This window comes from Pseudomonas sp. NUPR-001 (genome assembly GCF_052147955.1).
Lineage (GTDB): Bacteria > Pseudomonadota > Gammaproteobacteria > Pseudomonadales > Pseudomonadaceae > Aquipseudomonas.
In genome coordinates, this window is sequence record NZ_CP197353.1 from 3,431,418 (window position 1) to 3,450,565 (window position 19,148).

Below are 19,148 nucleotides of genomic sequence, written 5' to 3' on the forward strand. Positions count from 1 at the left end.
GATCATTAGGCCAGTTCAAGCCCGCTCCTACCGGAGGGCCGCCTGCGGGGAATTCCACTTCAAGAGCGGCTCAAGCGGTGGTTTAGGTGGCCCATGCAATTCTCACTGCACTGCAGCAGTGGGAGCGGCTTGCCCCGCGATGCGATGTGACTGAATGATCGCTATCGCGGGGCAAGCCCGCTCCTACCAGGAGGGACGCGTGGCCTGTCAGCCCTCGCGCAGCTTCTTGTAGAGCGTCGTCCGGGAGATTCCCAGCTGGCTGGCCGTAGCCGTCACGTTGCCGCCATTGGCGTCCAGCGCCATTTGAATGGTGTTGAGCATCGCCTCCTGCAAACGCCCTGTACGCGGTTCGCTACCCTGCTCATCACACCCCAGGTGCTCCGGCATTACCCACGGTTCGCCTTGCGCCAATGCAGCGGCAAGGCGCAATGCCTGTTCGAGTTGACGAATGTTGCCCGGCCAGTCGCGGCTGTGCAGCAAGCGCCGCGTCTGCGGGTGCAGTGGCGGGCTGGCATAACGTTGCGCCAGGCGGTCGATCAGCAGGTCCAGATCCTTGCGCTGACCAAGCGTAGGCAAGCGCACTTCCAGGCCACTGAGCCGGTAATACAGGTCTTCGCGAAAGGCCCTGGTGGCAATCAACTGCTTCAGATCGCAATGGGTAGCGCTGATCACCCGCACATCCAGGGCGATACTGCTGGTTGCCCCCAGGCGCGTCAGCCGACGCTCCTGCAACACGCGCAGCAAGCGCGTTTGCAGGGCCAGGGGCATGTCGCCAATTTCATCAAGCAGCAGCGTGCCACCATTGGCGGCTTCTAGCTGGCCTTTGGCACCACCCTTGCGCGCGCCGGTAAAGGTGCCTTCGCTGTAACCGAACAACTCGGCTTCGATCAGGCTTTCCGGAATCGCCGAGCAGTTGATGGCGAGGAACGGCGCTTGCGGCTTCCAGCGCTCATGCAGGGCACGGGCAAACACTTCCTTGCCGGTACCGGTCGCACCTTGCAACAACACCGGGACCCCGGCGGCAAAGGCTTTGCACGCCGCCTCAAAGCGTTGGTTCAATTGCCCATCAGCGCCCAGTGGCGCCGCCTCAGTTGGCACACTGACCGTACGGCTGAGGCGAGGCTGCGGGCTAAGCAGTTGCGCGTACAGTTGTGAGCCATCGGCCAGGGTCAGCAACTGCGGTGCGGGTGACGATGGGCTGGCCGGACGTTCGCCAAGCAAGCCTTCCAGACGCTCGCCGACGCGGCGCTCGCGGGTCAGGCCCAACAGGCTTTGCGCCACGCGGTTGGCGGCCTGGATATGCCCGGCCGCGTCGACTGCCAGCAAACCCTGCAACGGCGTGTCGAGCTGGCGCGGGTCATGCTGCAAGGAAAGGATCTGACAATCGCTGAGGTCGGCGTACAGGCGATTCTCCGCCGCCATCGCCGCGTAAGTGAGTTGCTCCATTACAGAGCTGGCCTGACGCTCACCGATCCCGGTGAAGTCCAGCGCGCCGATCAGTTCACCATTGAGCCCATGCAATGGCACGCTGACACAAAAGAAGCGCTCGAATTCGGTGAGGTAATGCTGGGTACCAATCAGCACGATCGGTTGCCCATCGGCCAGCACACAGACTGGAGCGGTGGTGCCAAAGCGGCTCTCATGGATGCGCCGTCCGGTATGCAACTGGTCCAACGGGCTGGGGCAGTTATGCGGCCGCCGACCGTAGACGATCACCCCCTGCATGTTGACGCAATAGAGGGTCCAGGATGGCCCGCCGATCAGCCGCCACAAGCGGTCGATCTCGGGCGCCACACAGTCCGCCAGGCGGCGATCGCTGTCGCCCAGTTCGCAAGGCTCGGGCTCAAGGGCTGCGAGGCACGCCTGCCCTGGCATCAACCCGGCGTCGCGGGAGCGGCGCCAGGAGCGGCTGATCGGTTCCGGCAACAGCCCCTCAGGCAGAGGATCGCCTTCGATGAAACGCTGGCGGGCCAGCACCAGTTGCTGTTGATTACGCAAAGCACCGGCATCCATGGAGACACCTTTATCGTGAGTCGGGCAAAGGTTCAGGGTATCGATCCTGGTCAAAATAGCAATAAAGCCCGCAGGTTGACGCCGCTGTCCTCCTGAAAACCGCCGACCACATGCACATCACGCGTCAGCTGGGCGCTGAGCTGCACCGAGCGCCCAAGCATCTGCTGGACCTCGAAGCGGACTTGCTGCACTTCGGTCTTCTGCCCCAGGTAGTCACCGTCCAGGTATTGCTTGCCGCCCATCGTGCTGCTGACACCCAGGGCGATGCGCTGGGCCGGATTGAAGTCGTAGCGCAGGTTGCTCTGCACCTGATAGGTCGGGTCTTGCTTGAGGGTCTGTGAGCCAGTGCCAGCCTGAGTGTTATGGCCATACACCACGACATCGCCGTACAGTTCCAGCGAGAACCGCCCCCACAACGGCTCGACCCAGCCCAGCTGCAGGTCACCCTTGTAGCGATTTTCACCGATGTTGAGGGTGTCGTGACGGTCGTACTGGCCCCACGGCAGGGTCAGCAACGGCGTGATGCCAACGTAGCGCCCGCTCGCCCCCGCACTGGGTTGATTGACCAACCAGAACGTCGCGCCGACGATCGGATCGCCCATGCCGCTGGCACTGCCCAGGGCGTTGCCGGCGATACGAGCATCGTAGACATGGCCGAATGGCAGCAGGATCTGCGGGTCGACGGTGATGCCGGCAACCTCCATGAAATGGATCAGACGCACGATGCTGATAGTGGATTTGAGGCCGGTGTCGTGCCGGCTGTCGGCCGCGCCATCAGCGTTGAAGCGCTCTGAACGGCTGTATTGCTGGTACCAGGCGGCGACCTGGGTGCCGGCAGGCAGGGCTGTGTAGTCCCCGGCGTTGACGTCTACCGCCAGCGCTTTGGCGGAAATCAGGCTGCAAGCAAGCAGCCCCAGCATGGAGCGGGAATGAGTGGGCACAGTAGAGGTTCCAGATTGTTGTTATTAGAGGAAAGCGCTGCGGGGTGCTGAACACACCCCGCAGGTGTTTCAGCGACCGATACGGATGATCGGCTTCAGGGTGATGCCTTTTTCGCTGTCTTCGGCGGCCTGGTTGATCTGGTCGAAGTCGTAGAACTTGACCAGCTTGTCGAAGGCGAAGCGACCTTGCAGGTACAGCTCGACCAGTTGCGGAATGAACGTCTGCGGCACGCTGTCGCCTTCGACGATGCCACGGATGGTCTTGCCGCCCAGCAACAGGTCATTGACGTCGAACTCGGCAGTGGTGCCCAGCGCCGGGGCGCCGACCACACCCAGGCTACCGCGCAGCCCCAGGGCATCCACGGCCTGGCGAAGCACTGCTGGCCTGCCGGTGGACTCCAGCGCGAACTTCACCCCACCGCCGGTGATTTCGCGGATGGCCGCCACCGGGTCGACGTCTTTGCTGTTGATCACATGCGTGGCACCCAGCGACTTGGCCAGTTCCAGGCGCGAGGGCACGACGTCTACCGCGATGATGGTGGTCGCGCCCGCCACCTGCGCCGCCAGTACCGCGCTCAAGCCCACCGCACCGGCACCAAATGAGGCAAAGCTGCTGGCCGGGCTGACCTTGAGGGAGTTGATCACCGCACCCGCCCCGGTCTGGATACCGCACCCCAACGGCCCGAGCAGCTCCAACGGTGCCTCGACGGGCACTTTGACGGTGTTGTTTTCACGCCCCAGGGCATAGGTAGCGAAGGACGACTGCGCGAAGAAGTGATCGTGCAGGCGTTCACCGTCAGCGTCTTCGATGGCGCACTGCCCCTGTGGGTCGGCACCACTGAAGTTGCGGCCGAAAAACTCCTGGCAATAGGCCGTCTGGCCACTGCCGCAGGACGGGCAATGGCCGCAGTAGCCATACGTCAGCACCACGTGGTCGCCCACGGCCAGGCCCTGAACCAACGGTCCCACCGCCTCGACCACCCCCGAGCCTTCGTGGCCCAATACCGCAGGCAACGGCACCGGGTAATACTGGTCGCGGACGATCATGTCGGTATGGCACATCCCGGTAGCGACGATGCGCACCAGCACCTCATCACCCTTGGGATGACGGATGCGGGCCGATTCCAGCACGAAAGGCGCGCCCTTGGCCCGGGTCACGGCAGCAGTAATTGTGTAGAACGCTTGTTCAGCCATTTATTATTATCTCCGGCGTTTACAGGGGGTAGGCAGGGGCGTCGCCTTTGACCGTCAGCCACTGCCATTGGGTGAATTCTTCGTGGTTGGCAGCGCCACCAATGCTGGTGCCATTGCCAGAAGCGCCAACACCGCCAAACGGGTTGATAACCTCGTCGTTGACCGTCTGATCGTTGATGTGCAGCAGCCCGACGCGCAGTTGCTCGCCCAGCTTCAACGCGCGCCCGACGTCTTGCGAAAGCACCGCCGCCGACAGGCCGTACTCGGTGTCATTGGCCAGGGCAACGGCCTCTTCATCGGTGTCAAACGGCACCACCACCGCCACCGGGCCGAAAATTTCCTCATTGAAAGCGGGGTTATCGCGGGTCACGCCACCCAGCACCGTTGCCTGGAAGAACAGCCCATCAAAACTGCCACCGGCTTCCAGCGTCGCGCCGGCCTGTTGGGCGGCTTGCACCACGCGGTAGGCATGGTCGCGCTGTTGAGCGTTGATCAACGGTCCCAGGTGCACCTCGGCGGTGGCCGGGTTACCGACAGTGAGGCTCTTGGCCTTGCTGGCCAGGCGGGCGAGAAACTGTTCGTAGATGCCCCGTTGTACCAGCAAGCGGCCGGTCGACATGCAGATCTGCCCCTGGTGCAGGTACACGCCCCAGGTGGCGTTGGCCACGGCCAGATCGAGGTCGGCGTCATCGAGCACGATCAGCGAGTTCTTGCCGCCCAGCTCCAGCGAGACCTTTTTCAAATGGCGCCCGGCCGCTTCGCCAACTTTGCGCCCGGCGCCGGTCGAGCCGGTGAACTGGATCATCGCCACGTTGCCATCGCTGGTCAGCGCCGCACCGGCTTCGGCGCCGCCTGGCAGTACATGCAGCAGCCCTGTCGGCAGACCGGCCAACTCAAACAGACGGGCAATCACAAAGCCACCACACACCGCGGTGCGCGGGTCAGGCTTGAGCACTACGCCATTACCGACCGCCAGCGCTGGTGCCACGGCACGCATGGCCAGGTACAGCGGGAAGTTGAATGGCGAAATGATCCCAATCACCCCCAGCGGTCGACGGCGCGCCAGGCTCAGGCGACCGGGGGTCGATGGCAGTACCTCGCCCTGGCTGCGCGATGGCAGGGCCGCGCTTTCATGCAAGGCCTTGAGGGTGATCGAAGTCTCGAACGCCGCCTTGGCCCGGGTCGAGCCGCTCTCGCGGACCAGCCACTGGACGATGTCATCGAAGTGCTCATGGCCCAGTTGCGCCGCGCGGCGAAACACGGCGGCACGTTCCTCATAAGGCTGGGCGAACCAGGCGGCCTGGGCACTTTTGGCCGAGTGGGCAGATCGGGCAATCTGCGCGGCATCCGCATTGGCAACACGGCCAAGCGTCTCGCCGGTGGCAGGCTCGATCACGGCGCTGGCGGGCAACGGCCCGGTCTCCCAGCTACCGGTGAAAAAACGTTGATCCCAGAGGCTCGCAGGCAAAAAAGCGTTACTCATTGCATATTCCTTCTTGTGTGTTTCAACTGGATCGCAAGGTCAAAGGCACCACGGCACCATGACCTGCTCGACACTGTTGCAATGTCTTTAGCAGATGCCGTGCCAGCAGCGACGGATGGCCTGCAGAGCCCGGTTTAGAGGGGGAAAGACGCTGCGATTGCGGCCATCGCAGCGTTCAGTTTCTGGACTGCGGCGTGCACCACCGTTCACATTCTGAACGGTCGAATGCAGCTTCCAGCGCAGCACAACGACAAGGCACTCGTTGCTGCAGCAATTTGTCGGTATGGTGGTGTACAGAAGATGGACGTTTACCCGCTCACAGGAAACCCAGAATGCCTCAACGTGAAGTTATCAATGCATCTGTCAGCCCCAAAGGCAGCCTGGAAACACTGTCTCAACGTGAAGTACAGCAACTGAGTGAAGCCGGATCCGGCAGCCTGTACACCTTGTTCCGCCAGTGCGCACTGGCGATTCTCAACACCGGCGCACATGTCGATAACGCCAAAACCATTCTCGAAGCCTACAAAGACTTCGAGGTGCGCATTCACCAACAAGATCGCGGCGTACGCCTGGAACTGCTCAATGCACCGGCCGATGCCTTCGTCGATGGCGAGATGATTGCCAGCACCCGCGAAATGCTCTTCAGCGCCCTGCGCGACATCGTCTACACCGAGAGCGAACTGGCCAGCCAGCGCATCGACCTGGAAAGTTCCCAGGGCATCACCGACTACGTGTTCCACCTGCTGCGCAACGCCCGCACCTTGCGTCCGGGCGTCGAGCCGAAAATGGTGGTGTGCTGGGGCGGTCACTCGATCAGCACCGAGGAATACCAGTACACCAAGAAGGTTGGCCACGAGCTTGGCCTGCGCAAACTGGACGTCTGCACCGGTTGCGGCCCCGGCGTAATGAAAGGCCCGATGAAAGGCGCGACCATTGCCCATGCCAAGCAGCGCATGAGCAGCAGCCGCTACCTGGGCCTGACCGAGCCGGGCATCATTGCCGCCGAAGCGCCGAACCCGATTGTCAACGAACTGGTGATCCTGCCGGACATCGAAAAGCGTCTTGAAGCGTTCGTGCGGGTCGGCCACGGCATCATCATCTTCCCCGGCGGCGCCGGTACTGCCGAAGAGTTTCTGTACCTGCTCGGCATCCTCATGCACCCGGACAACCGCGAGCTGCCGTTCCCGGTCATCCTCACCGGGCCGAAAAGCGCCGAACCGTACCTGCAGCAACTCAACGCCTTCGTGCAGGCCACCCTCGGTGCCGAGGCCGGCAACTATTACCAGATCATTATCGACAACCCGGCCGAAGTGGCCCGACAAATGGTCGAAGGGCTCAAAGAGGTCAAACAGTTCCGTCGCGAGCGCAACGACGCGTTCCATTTCAACTGGCTATTGAAGATCGAAGAAAGCTTCCAGCGCCCCTTCGACCCGACCCACGAAAACATGGCCAGCCTGCAACTGAGCCGTGACTTGCCCGCCCATGAACTGGCGGCCAACCTGCGCCGCGCGTTCTCCGGCATCGTCGCCGGCAACGTCAAGGACAAGGGTATCCGCCTGATCGAAGAAAAAGGCCCGTACGAAATCCATGGCGATGCCGCGGTGACGCAACCCCTGGGCAAGCTGTTGGAAGCCTTCGTGGCTCAGCACCGTATGAAGCTGCCCGGCGGCGCTGAATACGTTCCTTGCTACCGGGTGGTGAGCTGATTCAGCCCTGATTTCACCTCCCCCCAGCGTGCGGGCACTGCGTGTGCCCGCAACATTTGCTGCCATTTTCCTGCCTACCCCAGTGAACCTGCCTACAGAATAATGGTCTTTCTGCTGGCGGCTGCGTGCACGCCTGTGTTCATCGGCCCAGTCATCGGGCTTTTATTTTTACTCCACGCGAAGACCATCATGCCTATCTCTCGTTCTGTTGCTACGGCGCCTGTTGCTGATTCCACCCCTTTACTGCGCCCGCGCAACAGACTCGCCCTTGGCGTGGTCGCTGCCTTGATCGCCCTGAGCGGCCCGGCCCAGGCCGAAGAAGCCCCGAGCGCCGAGCGTTGGGTCAGTGACAGCCTGACCACCTACGTACGCAGCGGGCCCACCAACGGCCACCGCATCGTCGGCAACCTCAAGTCGGGCCAGAAAGTCACCCTGCTCGACACCCAGGGTAACTTCAGCCAGGTGCGTGGCGAGTCGGGCGACATCGTCTGGATCACCACCAGCGACCTGCAGTCGGTTCCCGGCCAGGCCGAACGCCTGCCGCAATTGACCGAGCAGGTCAGCGAACTGAGCCAGCAACTGAAGACCATCGACGACGGCTGGAAGGCCCGCGTGCAGGGCATGCAAGAGACCATGGACTCGCGCAAAACCCTGATCGATGAACTGGAAGCCCGCAACAAAGCGCTCAGCGCCGAGTTGAGCGACACCCAGTCGGAGCTGCGCAGCACCCAGGCGCGTCTGGGCGATGAGAACAAGCAGGTGCTGATGCGCTACATGGTCTACGGCGGCGGCATCGCCGGTGCCGGCTTGCTCGCGGGCTTGATCCTTCCGGCCCTAAGCCGTGGGCGCAAACGTAACGACCGCTGGTTCTGAATCCCACCCACATTCAAGGCGCCGCAACCACGACCGTTCGGCGCCTGAGCCATTAACGGCATATTTATATGCTGTAATTGATCTTGTAGGCCACTTCACCCGTTGAGGGTACTGCCATGAAGATCAGATTGCCGGTTGTGCTGCTACTTGCAGCCTTGTGTGCCCTTCCCACTTTGAGCCCCGCCGCTCAAACCGCCCCTCCCCAAGCCGAGTCTGCGGCACTGACTACCCGCCTGGCCCTTCGCGACCTGTGGGTTGAACATATTTTCTGGATCCGTAACTACGCCATTGCCAATCAGGTCGGCAATCGTCAGGCCGCCGAGGTGGCCAGCCAGGAGGTGGTCAGTAACGCCACCGCCATTGCCAACAGCATCGCCCCGCTCTACGGCCAGGCGGCCGCCGACCAGTTGTTGAAACTGCTGGCCGGGCATTGGGGAGCAGTCAAGCACTACAGCGATGCCAGCGTCAGTCAATCGGCCTCAGGTAAGCAGGCCGCTGTCAGCGAACTGACCAGCAACGCCAAAGCCCTGGCCGCGTTCCTGGCCAAGGCCAATCCCTATCTGCCTGAAGCGACGCTCAATACCCTGCTCGCCGCTCACGGCGGCCACCATATCGCCCAAATCGACGAACTGGGGAAAAATGACTACACGGCAGAAGCCAGTACCTGGAAACACATGCGCGAGCATATTCTCAGCCTCGCCGATGCCCTGACTGCGGCGCTGGTCAAGCAGTTCCCCGACAAATTCTGAGCGAGGCTTGCCGATGTTCGAAGGTTTGGGACGTACGCAACAGGACCTGCTTTGCGCCCTGCTGTACAAGGCTGCCGGCATGAGCATCGAAGAGCTGGCCAGTCAGTTGGCCGTCACCCGTACGGCGGTGCGCCAGCATCTGGCGGCGCTGCAGGGTGATGGCCTGGTGGTGCGTGGCGAGCTGCGCGCCACCGGCCGACGCCCCGAGCAGCTGTACCGGCTCAGTGCGGCTGGCCACGAGCTGTTTCCCCGGCACTATCACCTGCTGGCCAACTCACTGATCGATGAAGTGGCCAGCCTGATCGGCCATGACGCGTTGGTCATGCTGATGCGCACACTGGGCGAGAAAATGGCGGCAGACCTGAGCACGGAGCGGCTCGACGAACAGCAGATCGCCGCGCACATGAAGGACGTGGGTTATGAATCGGAAGTGTTCTTTCGCTCCGGTGCACCGGCGCAGATCGTCGCCCACAACTGTGTGTTTCATCAGCTGGCCGAAGCTCACCCTGAAGTCTGTGAGCTCGACCTGGCGCTGATCGGCAGCCTGGGTGGAGGGACGGTAGCGCACCTGGAATGCATGCTGCGTGGTGGCCATGTGTGTCGCTTCGAACTCACGCACAACGGCTCATAACTTGGCGATCGACACCTCGGTGGATTTGACGAAGGCAATCACCTCACTGCCCACCCGCAACTCCAGCTCATGCACCGAGCGGGTGGTGATCACCGAAGTGACGATACCTGCCGAAGTCTGCACATCGATTTCCGAGACCACTGGCCCTTCAATGATCTCCTTGACCGTGCCCTTGAACTGATTGCGTACGTTGATCGCCTTGATGGTCATGTTCTGCTTCCTCGTTCCGGGGTGCACTGCGGCGCAGTGCTTGAGGTGCAGAGTGCACGCTTACGCAAAAAACCAAAAAGAATAATTATTAATTTTTATAGAACATTTAGAGATATACGAGATTACCTGTAGGAGCGGGCTTGCCCCGCGATCCGATACACCTGACACACCACTATCGCGGGGCAAGTCGGATCGCCGCACCGCCGCCCCTACTTTAGTCTATGACCCGCCACCCGCCGCGCGTTGGCAGGCCGTCTAGAACGGGACTTACCGCTGTTGATAGAGCCGCTCGATAGCGCCATCAACACCCTTGATTAGTCCTACTTTTAATGCGGGAATACACTACTGTTCATCCGCGTTACCCAAGCCCTGCACCAGACAGGGCCTGCAACCAATCGTGACCTCATCCCCAGCCCACTGCGCTTGCGACGCCCTGTTGCCGGGCATTGCTATGCCCGCTGCTGTGTGCAGCCAATAGAATAAGGAGATAACCATGGGACTTGGCCGACGCCAGTTCTTCAAGCTATGTACCGCCGGTGTCGCCACCGCCACCTGCGCGACCCTGGGTTTTGCCCCCGGCATGGCCCAGGCCACGCAGTCACGCCAGTACAAGCTGTTGCGCGCCAAGGAAACCCGCAACAACTGCACCTACTGCTCGGTCGGTTGCGGCATTCTCATGTACAGCCTCGGTGACGGCGCGAAAAACGCCAAAGCGCGAATCTTCCATATCGAAGGCGACCCCGATCATCCGGTCAGCCGTGGCTCGTTGTGCCCGAAAGGCGCGGGCCTGGTGGACTACGTGCACAGCGAACAGCGCCTGCTGTTCCCCGAGTACCGCGCGCCGGGTTCGAACACCTGGCAGCGCATCAGCTGGGACCACGCAATCGAGCGTATCGCGCGCCTGATGAAAGACGACCGCGACGCCAACTTCATCGAGAGGAACGCCAAGGGCACCACCGTCAACCGCTGGCTGAGCACTGGCATGCTGTGCTCTTCGGCGGCCAGCAGTGAAACCGGTTCGCTCGACCAGCGCTTCACCCGTGCCCTGGGCATTCTCGGTACCGACAGCCAGGCCCGCGTCTGCCACGCCCCGACCGTTTCGGCGCTGGCGCCGACCTTCGGCCGCGGCGCAATGACCAACAACTGGGTCGACATCAAGAACGCCAACGTCGTGCTGATCATGGGCGGCAACCCGGCCGAAGCGCACCCGGTGGGCTTCAAATGGGTGATCGAGGCGAAGATCCGCAATGGCGCCAAGGTCATCGTCGTCGACCCGCGCTTCAACCGCAGCGCCGCCGTTGCCGATATCTACTCGCCGATCCGCGCCGGTTCCGACGTGACCTTCCTGATGGGCGTGGTCAACTACCTGATCAGCCACGACAAGGTCCAGCACGAGTACGTGCGCCACTACACCAACGCCAGCCTGATCGTGCGTGAGGATTACCACTTCGACGACGGCTTGTTCAGCGGCTATGACGCGAAAAAACGCAGCTACGACCGCAGTACCTGGACCTATGAGCTGGACGAAAAAGGCTACGCCAAGCGCGACCTGAGCCTGAGTCATCCACGCTGCGTGTGGAACCTGCTCAAGGCGCATGTCAGCCGCTATACCCCTGAGGTGGTCAACAACATCTGCGGCACGCCGCAAGAAGACTTCCTGCAGATCTGCGAGATCCTCGCCAGCACCTGCGTGCCGGATCGTACCGCGACCTTCCTGTACGCCCTGGGCTGGACCCACCACACCAACGGCGCGCAGATGATCCGCGGCTCCGGCATGATCCAGCTGCTGCTCGGCAACATCGGCATGGCTGGCGGTGGTGTCAACGCCCTGCGCGGTCACTCCAATATCCAGGGCTACACCGACCTGGGCTTGCTGTCGCTGCGCCTGCCCGGCTACATGAACCTGCCCTCCGACGAGCAGACCAGCCTGGCCACCTACCTCAAGCAGACCACGCCGACGGCGCTGCTGGAAGATCAGGTCAACTACTACAAGCACACCCCTAAGTTCTTCATCAGCCTGATGAAAAGCTTGTGGGGCGACAAGGCCACTGCCGACAACGACTGGGGTTTTGACTGGCTGCCGAAGTGGGACGACAGCTATGACGTGCTCAACTACAGCAACCGCATGTACGAGGGCAAGGTCAACGGTTATATCGCCCAGGGCTTCAACCCGGTGGCGGCGTTCCCGGACAAGAACAAAGCACAGGCCGCCTTGGCCAAACTCAAGTTCCTGGTGATCATCGACCCGTTGGCCACCGAGACGTCGAGTTTCTGGCAAAACCACGGCGAACAGCACGATGTCGACACCGCCGCAATCCAGACCGAGGTGTTCCGCCTGCCCTCCTCGTGTTTTGCCGAGGAAGACGGCTCGATCGTCAACTCCGGACGCTGGCTGCAGTGGCACTGGGCTGGCGCCGCACCGCCGGGCGAGGCCTGGCACGATGGCAAGATTCTCGGCCATCTGTTCATGAAGATTCGTGAGCTGTACCAGCAGGAAGGCGGCGCCAACCCAGCGCCGATTCTCAACATGGCCTGGGACTATGCCGACCCGTACGACCCGAAACCCGAAGAAGTGGCCAAGGAGTCCAACGGCCGCGCCCTGGCCGACCTGCATGACGAACAGGGCAACTTGATCTTGCGCAAAGGCCAGTTGCTCAACGACTTCTCGCAACTGCGCGATGACGGCAGCACCCAGTGCTTCAACTGGATCTTCGCCGGTTCCTGGACCGAGCAAGGCAACCAGATGGCCCGCCGTGACAACGCCGACAGTGGCCTGGGCTGCACACCGGGCTGGGCCTGGGCCTGGCCGCAGAACCGACGCATTCTCTACAACCGCGCCTCGGCCGACCCGCAAGGCAAACCCTGGGATCCGAAGCGCCAGTTGATTGGTTGGGATGGCCAGCGCTGGAGCGGCGTGGACGTTCCCGACTTCGCCGTGACCGCAGCACCTGGTGGCAAGGTCAATCCGTTCATCATGCTGCCTGAAGGTCTGGGTCGACTGTTCTCGGTCGGTGCCCTGAACGATGGCCCGTTCCCTGAGCACTACGAACCGACCGAAAGCCCGTTGGCGAGCAACCCGTTGCACCCGCAAGTCACCTACAGCCCGACTGCAAGGGTGTACGAAAGCGACCGTAAACGCATGGGCAAACGCGAAGACTTCCCGTACGTGGCCACCACCTACTCGATCACCGAGTTGTTCCGCCACTGGACCAAGCACGCGCGCCTGAACGCCATCATCCAGCCTGAGCAGTTCATCGAGATCGGCGAAAAACTCGCCGGTGAAAAAGGCATTGTTCAGGGCGACACCGTCAAGGTCAGCACCCAGCGCGGCTACATCAAGGCCAAAGCGGTGGTAACCAAACGCATCCGCCGACTGACCGTTGCCGGCCAACAGGTCGACACCATCGGTATCCCATGCCACTGGGGTTTCGAGGGTGCTACCCGCAAGGGTTTCCTGGCCAACACCCTGACTCCAGGCGTTGGCGACTCGAACACCCAGACGCCGGAGTACAAGGCGTTTCTCGTGAACATTGAAAAGGTCTGAGGGCGAAACCATGTCCATGCAATCTCAAGACATCGTCCGCCGCTCAGCCACCAACGTGCTGACCCCGGCGCCGCACACCCGCGACCACCAGGCCGAAGTGGCCAAGCTGATCGACGTCAGCATCTGCATCGGCTGTAAAGCCTGTCAGGTGGCCTGCAACGAATGGAACGACCTGCGTGACGAAGTCGGTCATAACGTCGGCGTGTACGACAACCCGGCCGACCTCACGGCTGACACTTGGACGCTGATGCGCTTCGATGAAGTCGAAGACGAAAGCGGCAAACTCGAGTGGTTGATTCGCAAAGACGGCTGCATGCATTGTGCCGACCCCGGCTGCCTGAAAGCCTGCCCGCAACCGGGGGCGATCATTCAGTACGCCAACGGCATCGTCGATTTCCAATCCGAGCATTGCATCGGTTGCGGCTACTGCATCGCCGGTTGCCCGTTCGATGTGCCGCGCATCAGCCAGAAAGACAACAAAGCCTACAAGTGCACCCTGTGCGTCGACCGCGTTTCGGTGGGCCAGGAGCCTGCCTGCGTGAAAACCTGCCCGACCGGCGCGATCAACTTCGGCAGCAAACAAGACATGCTGCATCAGGCCGGTGAGCGCGTCACTGAGCTGCAGGGCCGCGGCTTTGCCGGGGCTGGCATCTACGACCCGCAGGGCGTTGGCGGCACCCATGTGGTGTACGTGCTGCAACATGCCGACAAGCCGCAGCTGTACCACAAGTTGCCGACCGACCCGCGCATCAGCAGCGCCATCCAGGGCTGGAAAGGCTGGATGAAACCGGTGGCCGCCGCGGCGTTTTTCGCCACCCTGGCCGGCACCCTGTTCCACTACATCGGCGTAGGCCCCAACGAGGTCGACGAACAGGACGAGAAACGCGAGGAGGATAGCCACGCATGAACACCGACAAACTGATCCTGCGCACCCGCTTCATCGACCGCGCCTGCCACTGGTTCATGGTGATCTGCTTTTTCGCCGTGGCGTTGTCGGGGCTGTCGTGGTTCTTCCCGTCGTTCAATGGCCTCAACGCAGTGTTCGGCACCCCGCAGCTGGCGCGCATCCTGCACCCGTTCTTCGGGGTTGTGGTGTTCGTCCTGCTGATGTTTCTGTTCGTGCGCTTCGTGCGCTACAACCTGCCGGAGCGCGAAGACCTGCAGTGGTTCAAGAACCTCAAGCAGGTACTGGCCGGTAAACATGACCCGGCCTTGAACATCGGCAAATACAACGCCGGGCAGAAGGTACTGTTCTGGGGGATCATGAGCCTGATCACCCTGTTGCTGCTCAGCGGCGTGGTGATCTGGCGGCCCTACTTCGCGCCGCTGTTCTCCATCCCCACGATCCGCATTGGTCTGCTGCTGCATGCCGTTGCCGGCATCAGCCTGATCCTGTTGATCATTGGCCATGCGTACCTGGCGTTCTGGGTCAAAGGATCGATTCGCGGCATGGTCACCGGTTATGTGAGCCGTGGCTGGGCAAAAACCCACCATGATCGCTGGTACCGGCAGATCAGCAAGTCAGGCAAAAACGGGGGCAAATCATGAGCAGCATTCAAATGAACCCCGTACAAACGCCGACGGGCGGGGTCAACGAAATCATCCCGGTGGTGCTGCCGTCACTCAAGGACCGTTACCGCAAACGCGCTGCACGCCTGCGTGAGCTGGCCGAAGGGCATGCCATGGGCGACTACCTGGGGTTTTGTGCGCAGTTGGCTGACAGCCAGCAGCAGCTGCTTGAGCGCCTGCCATTGCCGCAGGCGCTCAAAGACTCGCTGGCACAGCGGCTGGGCAACGGCCAGGCGCCGCTGGCCACTGGCGACTATCCGCGCGACCGCTATTGGCAGCAATTGCTGCAGGGGGTCATCGATCAGCTTTACCCTGAAGCCAACCCGGCGGTGCGCAGTACCCTGGACGCATTGCGCGGGCACAGCCCCGAGCAACTGGAACACCTGGCCAGCGCCTTGCTGGCCGGTGACTATGCACAGGTCGGTAGCGCGCGGGCGTTGTTTGTCTGGGCAGCGCTTTCGCTGTACTTCACCCAACTGGCCAACGCCCTGCCCGCCTCGGCCAGCGCTGCCCTGGGTGAACAGCGCCAACACTGCCCGGTGTGCGCCAGTGCGCCGCTGGCCAGTGTGGTGATGACCGGCGCGCAAGCCGGTTTGCGTTATTTGCAGTGCAGCCTGTGTGAATGCCGTTGGCACATGGTGCGGGTCAAATGCAGTAACTGTGAAACCACCGGCGCGCTGGACTACTGGTCGCTGGAACGGCAGGATGCCGCGGTCAAAGCCGAAAGCTGCAACGATTGTCACAGCTACCTGAAAGTCTTTTACCCGGAAAAAGACCGCGACCAGGAACTGCTGGCCGACGACCTTGCCTCCCTGGCCCTGGATGCCGAGGTGGAGCGTGAGGGTTATGGCCGCAGTGGTGTGAGCCCGTATTTGTTTCCTGGCTGAATGAACATCGCGGGGCAAGCCCGCTCCCACAGCGATCGGGTGGGAGCGGGCTTGCCCCGCGATCAAAGCCACTACCTAGGAGGCCCCATGGCCCTGAAAAAATCTTCCGCCGAACTCAAGCGCGACCTGAAAAGCGTTGCCGCCAACCTGGAGCGCACCGCTGGCGAAATCAGCAGGCTGGCCGAGCGAATCGACGGTGTCGATGTGGTTGCCGTGCTGCACCTGATGAACCGCTTGTACAAAGATTCGGACAAGCTCCACGCTTACGCCGACGAGATCAAGAGCGGGCGCATCATCCGGGCCAAGGCCGAGTGATCAGCCGTTGGCGCAGATCAGTAATTGAGCGCCGACAGCAGCAGCTCGTGAGGCGCGCCGCTTGCCTCTTCACGGGCAATGACCGATTCCTCACGCTTGGCTCTTTGCAGCAAAGGCTGCCAGTTCGGTAACTGATCGACACCACTTACCCATTGCAGGCGGGCATGATCAAAGCTGAACAGATTGCGCTCATCAAAAGCGAATTTCACGTTTAAATCATTGCGTTGGCTAATCGGTAGCATGGCTTTTTCAAGGTTATCCAACAGCACCGGCTCTGCCTGTTCATTTGCCCAGTAGCCGAGCACCATATGCGCTTGCTGTGTTGCTGTCTGTGTGGCGTAAACCATACGCAACTGACTGTCGGCAATACCAAGCAGTTGCAGGGTGAAGAATTTAGCCAAGGCAAAGTCTTCACAATCGCCCATGCCCTTTTCTACGGTTTGCATGGGCGACGCCCAGTAATCAGATTGCTTCCATACATCGATATCTTCGCCATAGCGAATCGTGCGATTGAAGAAATCATTCACCCGCTGCAGCTTTTCTTGATCTGACAAATGGCTTGAGTCGCTGATCAAAGCGCGCCAGGCACTTACCCGCTGGGTGGCTTGCTGGCGTTGCTGGCTGTCCGCGACTGGCACTGTCTGCGTCAACGGGGTGGCAATGGCGCTCCCCGAAACAATTGCACAACCCAGTACAATAGCGGAAAGAAATCGAATGGTTCGTGCACCACTACATTTGGAAATAAGCGCATTGCGAATTATCAAGCAGTACCTCACTTAATAAGCATTGGTTCCTAAAGCCGAACCGCCTAAATCGGTTCGCACCATAAGGTATTGCCAGATTGGCAAGCAAGGTGCATCCGTCGGAAAGCCGCGAAAAATTGGCTGTAACAAACCGCCTTCTCGTTCGTCTATGAATAGCACGCCTCAAGCGCTTGAGCTTTCTGAGGGCTTCATCATGAAACTGATATTTAAAATGTCGGTATTACTTGCGGCTGCCTGCTTTAGCAGTATTGGCACCGCAGCAAGCAACGCAAATAACTCGACACTATTACTTGCCGAAGGTGGTAGTGATCGCTTGCTCAACTATCATTTTGAAAATGCAGCCGCTAGAAGTCAGTTCGATCAAAATGCGGGCGAACGTTATGTACAAATGGTCAAAGAACAACCAACAGCCTCTGGCGTAACTACAACTAAAGAAGCACTTCCACAAACTAACGAGCTTGATCCTCGGTTAACCTCCCCCATCATCAGAGACCGAGAAGAATACCGCAGTGCACACTGAACACTGACGCTGACCGCGCGCACAGGGAGGTGCGCCGATAACCGGAACGCCCATGGCAAGTTAAAACCGGCCGTCCTGTTGAAAGACGCTGAGACGCGCCCGCATGCGCTGGCGGCCTCTGTGCAGATGTACGCGTACATTGCCTTCTGTCATCCCCAGGGCACTGGCAATTTCCTTGTATTCCAACCCGCCAAACTCACGCATGATCACTACATTGCGCTGCGCTGTCGGCAAGTCATGCAACTGCTTTCGGATATAGGCATGCAACTCGACTTCGGCGAGCAGTTCCTCCGGGCCGTCGTGGTGCCATTGCCTGGGGATCGACAGCCATGCGTCATCTTTATCGACGCTGGAGATGATGGGCGAGTAGCGATCAAAACCCCAGCCGTCCAGCGACACCTCGCGCCCCTTGCGGCGGTTGATGGAGTGAGCTTCATTGATGGCGATTCTTGCCAGCCAGGTACGAAATTTTGAACGCCCTTCGAACATGCCAACGGCCGCGACCGCCTTCAACCAGGTTTCCTGAGCGACATCATCGGCAGCGTCTGGGCCGACCAGCGGGGTTACCAGTGTAATGAGAAACGCATGATGCTTTTTTATCAAGCCCTCCAGCGCATGAGCATCACCGTTGCGCAGCCGCTCTAACAGATCATGCTCATGGTCCATAAGGGTTCTCCCAAGTGCTCCGACCTTTGAGCACTTTCAACACACCAGCACAATTAAAATATCACCCCCACTACTAAACATTAGAAATTAATAACTTGGACTCAAATAAGTAGAGAACCTAATAGTTACTCAGGCGTACTTCCCCAACACCGTGTAACGCTGGCATTACACTGATCACCTATAGCGCGCCATGGATCCAATGCAGCGCATGCTCATGTAAATGCTAGATCACTTCAGGCGTTATGCAAACCTGAAACGCGCCCTTACAAACTTCGCAAGTTCATCTTATTCCGGCATTAAAGGCTGCCCCGGCAATGACGCAACACCCGGTTATTTTAGTTACTGAAACCGAAGTGAGTACCATGCGCATTACTTGAGCGCTGGAAGGCGGACTGAAGTCGGGTGTATGTTAAGGCGCTTCACCTTCTCCCCTTACTACCGCATGGAGCGCACTACAAATGCCAAGCCTGGATTTTCTCATCACTTGCCTGATCGTCGTGCTGATACCAGGCAGCGGCGTGATCCTGACCATCTCCACCGCGCTGGTGGCCGGTAAACGCGCCAGCCTGTACACCGCACTGGGCTGTACCGCCGGGATCATCCCCCACCTGCTGGCCTCGATCCTCGGCCTGTCGGCGATTCTGCACACCAGCGCCCTGGCCTTCCAGGCCCTGAAATTTGCAGGTGTCGCCTACCTTCTATACTTGGCCTACGCTACCTGGCGCGACCGCTCGGCCTTTGTCGTGGATCGCAACAGCAAAGTCAGCAGCGCTGGCAGCCTGATGTTGCGTGCCGGTTTGTTGAATATCCTCAACCCCAAGCTGACCTTGTTCTTTCTGGCCTTTCTGCCTCAGTTCATCACGCCGCAAGGCGGATCGGTCACGGGGCAGATGCTCAGCCTGAGCGGGGTGTTCATGCTCATGACCTTCGTGGTGTTTGTGTTGTACGGCCTGCTGGCCAACGTCTTCCGCCGTGCGGTGATTGAATCGCCGCGGGTTCAAGACTGGTTGCGCCGCAGTTTTGCTGCATCCTTTGCCGGCCTGGGCCTGAACCTGGCGTTCGCCCAGCGCTGAGGAGCGCGCG

The 19,148-nt window shown here is 60.7% G+C and carries 18 protein-coding genes; 11 read left to right on the forward strand and 7 right to left on the reverse strand.

Annotated features, from left to right (window positions below):
• Positions 1 to 207: 207 nt before the first annotated feature.
• From ACP6KB_RS15285 to ACP6KB_RS15300, 4 genes are all read right to left on the reverse strand, one after another.
• Positions 208 to 2,013: a sigma-54-dependent Fis family transcriptional regulator gene (locus ACP6KB_RS15285; RefSeq protein WP_442107854.1), complete on the reverse strand. Its 1,806-nt coding sequence runs from the start codon at positions 2,011 to 2,013 to the stop codon at positions 208 to 210.
• 50 nt (positions 2,014 to 2,063) lie between these two features.
• Positions 2,064 to 2,954 (reverse strand): transporter, encoded by an 891-nt coding sequence (locus ACP6KB_RS15290; RefSeq protein ID WP_442107856.1) that lies wholly within the window; start codon positions 2,952 to 2,954, stop codon positions 2,064 to 2,066.
• Positions 2,955 to 3,023: 69 nt separating this feature from the next.
• The gene (locus ACP6KB_RS15295; RefSeq protein ID WP_442107858.1) at positions 3,024 to 4,148 is read right to left on the reverse strand and encodes an NAD(P)-dependent alcohol dehydrogenase; all 1,125 of its coding nucleotides are present in this window, start codon (positions 4,146 to 4,148) and stop codon (positions 3,024 to 3,026) included.
• 19 nt (positions 4,149 to 4,167) lie between these two features.
• Positions 4,168 to 5,631, reverse strand: a complete 1,464-nt coding sequence (locus ACP6KB_RS15300; RefSeq protein ID WP_442107860.1) for a benzaldehyde dehydrogenase — start codon at positions 5,629 to 5,631, stop codon at positions 4,168 to 4,170.
• Positions 5,632 to 5,963: 332 nt separating this feature from the next.
• Between ACP6KB_RS15300 and ppnN the strand changes: the two genes are divergently transcribed.
• The 4 genes from ppnN (at position 5,964) to ACP6KB_RS15320 (ending at position 9,590) form a co-directional block, all read left to right on the forward strand.
• Positions 5,964 to 7,337 (forward strand): nucleotide 5'-monophosphate nucleosidase PpnN, encoded by a 1,374-nt coding sequence (gene ppnN, locus ACP6KB_RS15305; RefSeq protein WP_442107862.1) that lies wholly within the window; start codon positions 5,964 to 5,966, stop codon positions 7,335 to 7,337.
• 189 nt (positions 7,338 to 7,526) lie between these two features.
• Positions 7,527 to 8,210, forward strand: a complete 684-nt coding sequence (locus tag ACP6KB_RS15310; protein ID WP_442107864.1) for a TIGR04211 family SH3 domain-containing protein — start codon at positions 7,527 to 7,529, stop codon at positions 8,208 to 8,210.
• A 116-nt stretch (positions 8,211 to 8,326) separates the two neighbouring features.
• Positions 8,327 to 8,959, forward strand: coding sequence for a hypothetical protein (locus ACP6KB_RS15315; protein WP_442107866.1), 633 nt, complete (start codon positions 8,327 to 8,329; stop codon positions 8,957 to 8,959).
• Positions 8,960 to 8,972: 13 nt separating this feature from the next.
• Positions 8,973 to 9,590: a helix-turn-helix transcriptional regulator gene (locus ACP6KB_RS15320; RefSeq protein ID WP_442107868.1), complete on the forward strand. Its 618-nt coding sequence runs from the start codon at positions 8,973 to 8,975 to the stop codon at positions 9,588 to 9,590.
• Here ACP6KB_RS15320 and ACP6KB_RS15325 read toward each other — a convergent pair.
• Positions 9,585 to 9,800, reverse strand: coding sequence for a TOBE domain-containing protein (locus ACP6KB_RS15325; RefSeq protein ID WP_010227092.1), 216 nt, complete (start codon positions 9,798 to 9,800; stop codon positions 9,585 to 9,587). The two genes, ACP6KB_RS15320 and ACP6KB_RS15325, sit on opposite strands and share 6 nt — an antisense overlap.
• Positions 9,801 to 10,293: 493 nt before the next feature.
• On the opposite strand from ACP6KB_RS15325, the gene fdnG reads away from it, so the two are divergent.
• The 5 genes from fdnG to ACP6KB_RS15350 all read left to right on the forward strand — a co-directional run bounded on the left by fdnG (position 10,294) and on the right by ACP6KB_RS15350 (position 16,115).
• A complete protein-coding gene (gene fdnG / locus ACP6KB_RS15330; RefSeq protein ID WP_442107871.1) occupies positions 10,294 to 13,344 on the forward strand; it encodes a formate dehydrogenase-N subunit alpha in 3,051 nt (1,016 codons plus the stop codon).
• A 16-nt stretch (positions 13,345 to 13,360) separates the two neighbouring features.
• A complete protein-coding gene (gene fdxH, locus ACP6KB_RS15335) occupies positions 13,361 to 14,251 on the forward strand; it encodes a formate dehydrogenase subunit beta (protein ID WP_442114317.1) in 891 nt (296 codons plus the stop codon).
• Positions 14,248 to 14,892: a formate dehydrogenase subunit gamma gene (locus ACP6KB_RS15340; protein WP_442107873.1), complete on the forward strand. Its 645-nt coding sequence runs from the start codon at positions 14,248 to 14,250 to the stop codon at positions 14,890 to 14,892. The genes fdxH and ACP6KB_RS15340 overlap by 4 nt, the downstream gene beginning before the upstream one ends.
• Positions 14,889 to 15,800 carry a formate dehydrogenase accessory protein FdhE gene (gene fdhE, locus ACP6KB_RS15345; RefSeq protein ID WP_442107875.1) on the forward strand — a complete coding sequence of 304 codons (912 nt, stop codon included), beginning with the start codon at positions 14,889 to 14,891 and terminating at the stop codon, positions 15,798 to 15,800. Before ACP6KB_RS15340 ends, fdhE begins: the two co-directional genes overlap by 4 nt.
• A gap of 87 nt (positions 15,801 to 15,887) precedes the next feature.
• Positions 15,888 to 16,115 carry a hypothetical protein gene (locus ACP6KB_RS15350; protein WP_442107877.1) on the forward strand — a complete coding sequence of 76 codons (228 nt, stop codon included), beginning with the start codon at positions 15,888 to 15,890 and terminating at the stop codon, positions 16,113 to 16,115.
• A gap of 17 nt (positions 16,116 to 16,132) precedes the next feature.
• Here the strand turns inward: ACP6KB_RS15350 and ACP6KB_RS15355 are convergent, their stop codons facing one another.
• The gene (locus ACP6KB_RS15355; RefSeq protein WP_442107879.1) at positions 16,133 to 16,879 is read right to left on the reverse strand and encodes a transglutaminase-like cysteine peptidase; all 747 of its coding nucleotides are present in this window, start codon (positions 16,877 to 16,879) and stop codon (positions 16,133 to 16,135) included.
• A gap of 193 nt (positions 16,880 to 17,072) precedes the next feature.
• On the opposite strand from ACP6KB_RS15355, the gene ACP6KB_RS15360 reads away from it, so the two are divergent.
• Positions 17,073 to 17,399: a hypothetical protein gene (locus ACP6KB_RS15360; RefSeq protein ID WP_442107881.1), complete on the forward strand. Its 327-nt coding sequence runs from the start codon at positions 17,073 to 17,075 to the stop codon at positions 17,397 to 17,399.
• A gap of 60 nt (positions 17,400 to 17,459) precedes the next feature.
• On the opposite strand, the gene ACP6KB_RS15365 is transcribed toward ACP6KB_RS15360, so the two are convergent.
• On the reverse strand, positions 17,460 to 18,065 hold the full coding sequence (locus tag ACP6KB_RS15365; protein WP_442107883.1) for an RNA polymerase sigma factor: 606 nt from the start codon (positions 18,063 to 18,065) through the stop codon (positions 17,460 to 17,462).
• A 458-nt stretch (positions 18,066 to 18,523) separates the two neighbouring features.
• Between ACP6KB_RS15365 and ACP6KB_RS15370 the strand changes: the two genes are divergently transcribed.
• Positions 18,524 to 19,138, forward strand: a complete 615-nt coding sequence (locus ACP6KB_RS15370; RefSeq protein ID WP_442107885.1) for a LysE family translocator — start codon at positions 18,524 to 18,526, stop codon at positions 19,136 to 19,138.
• The last annotated feature ends 10 nt before the right edge of the window (positions 19,139 to 19,148 follow it).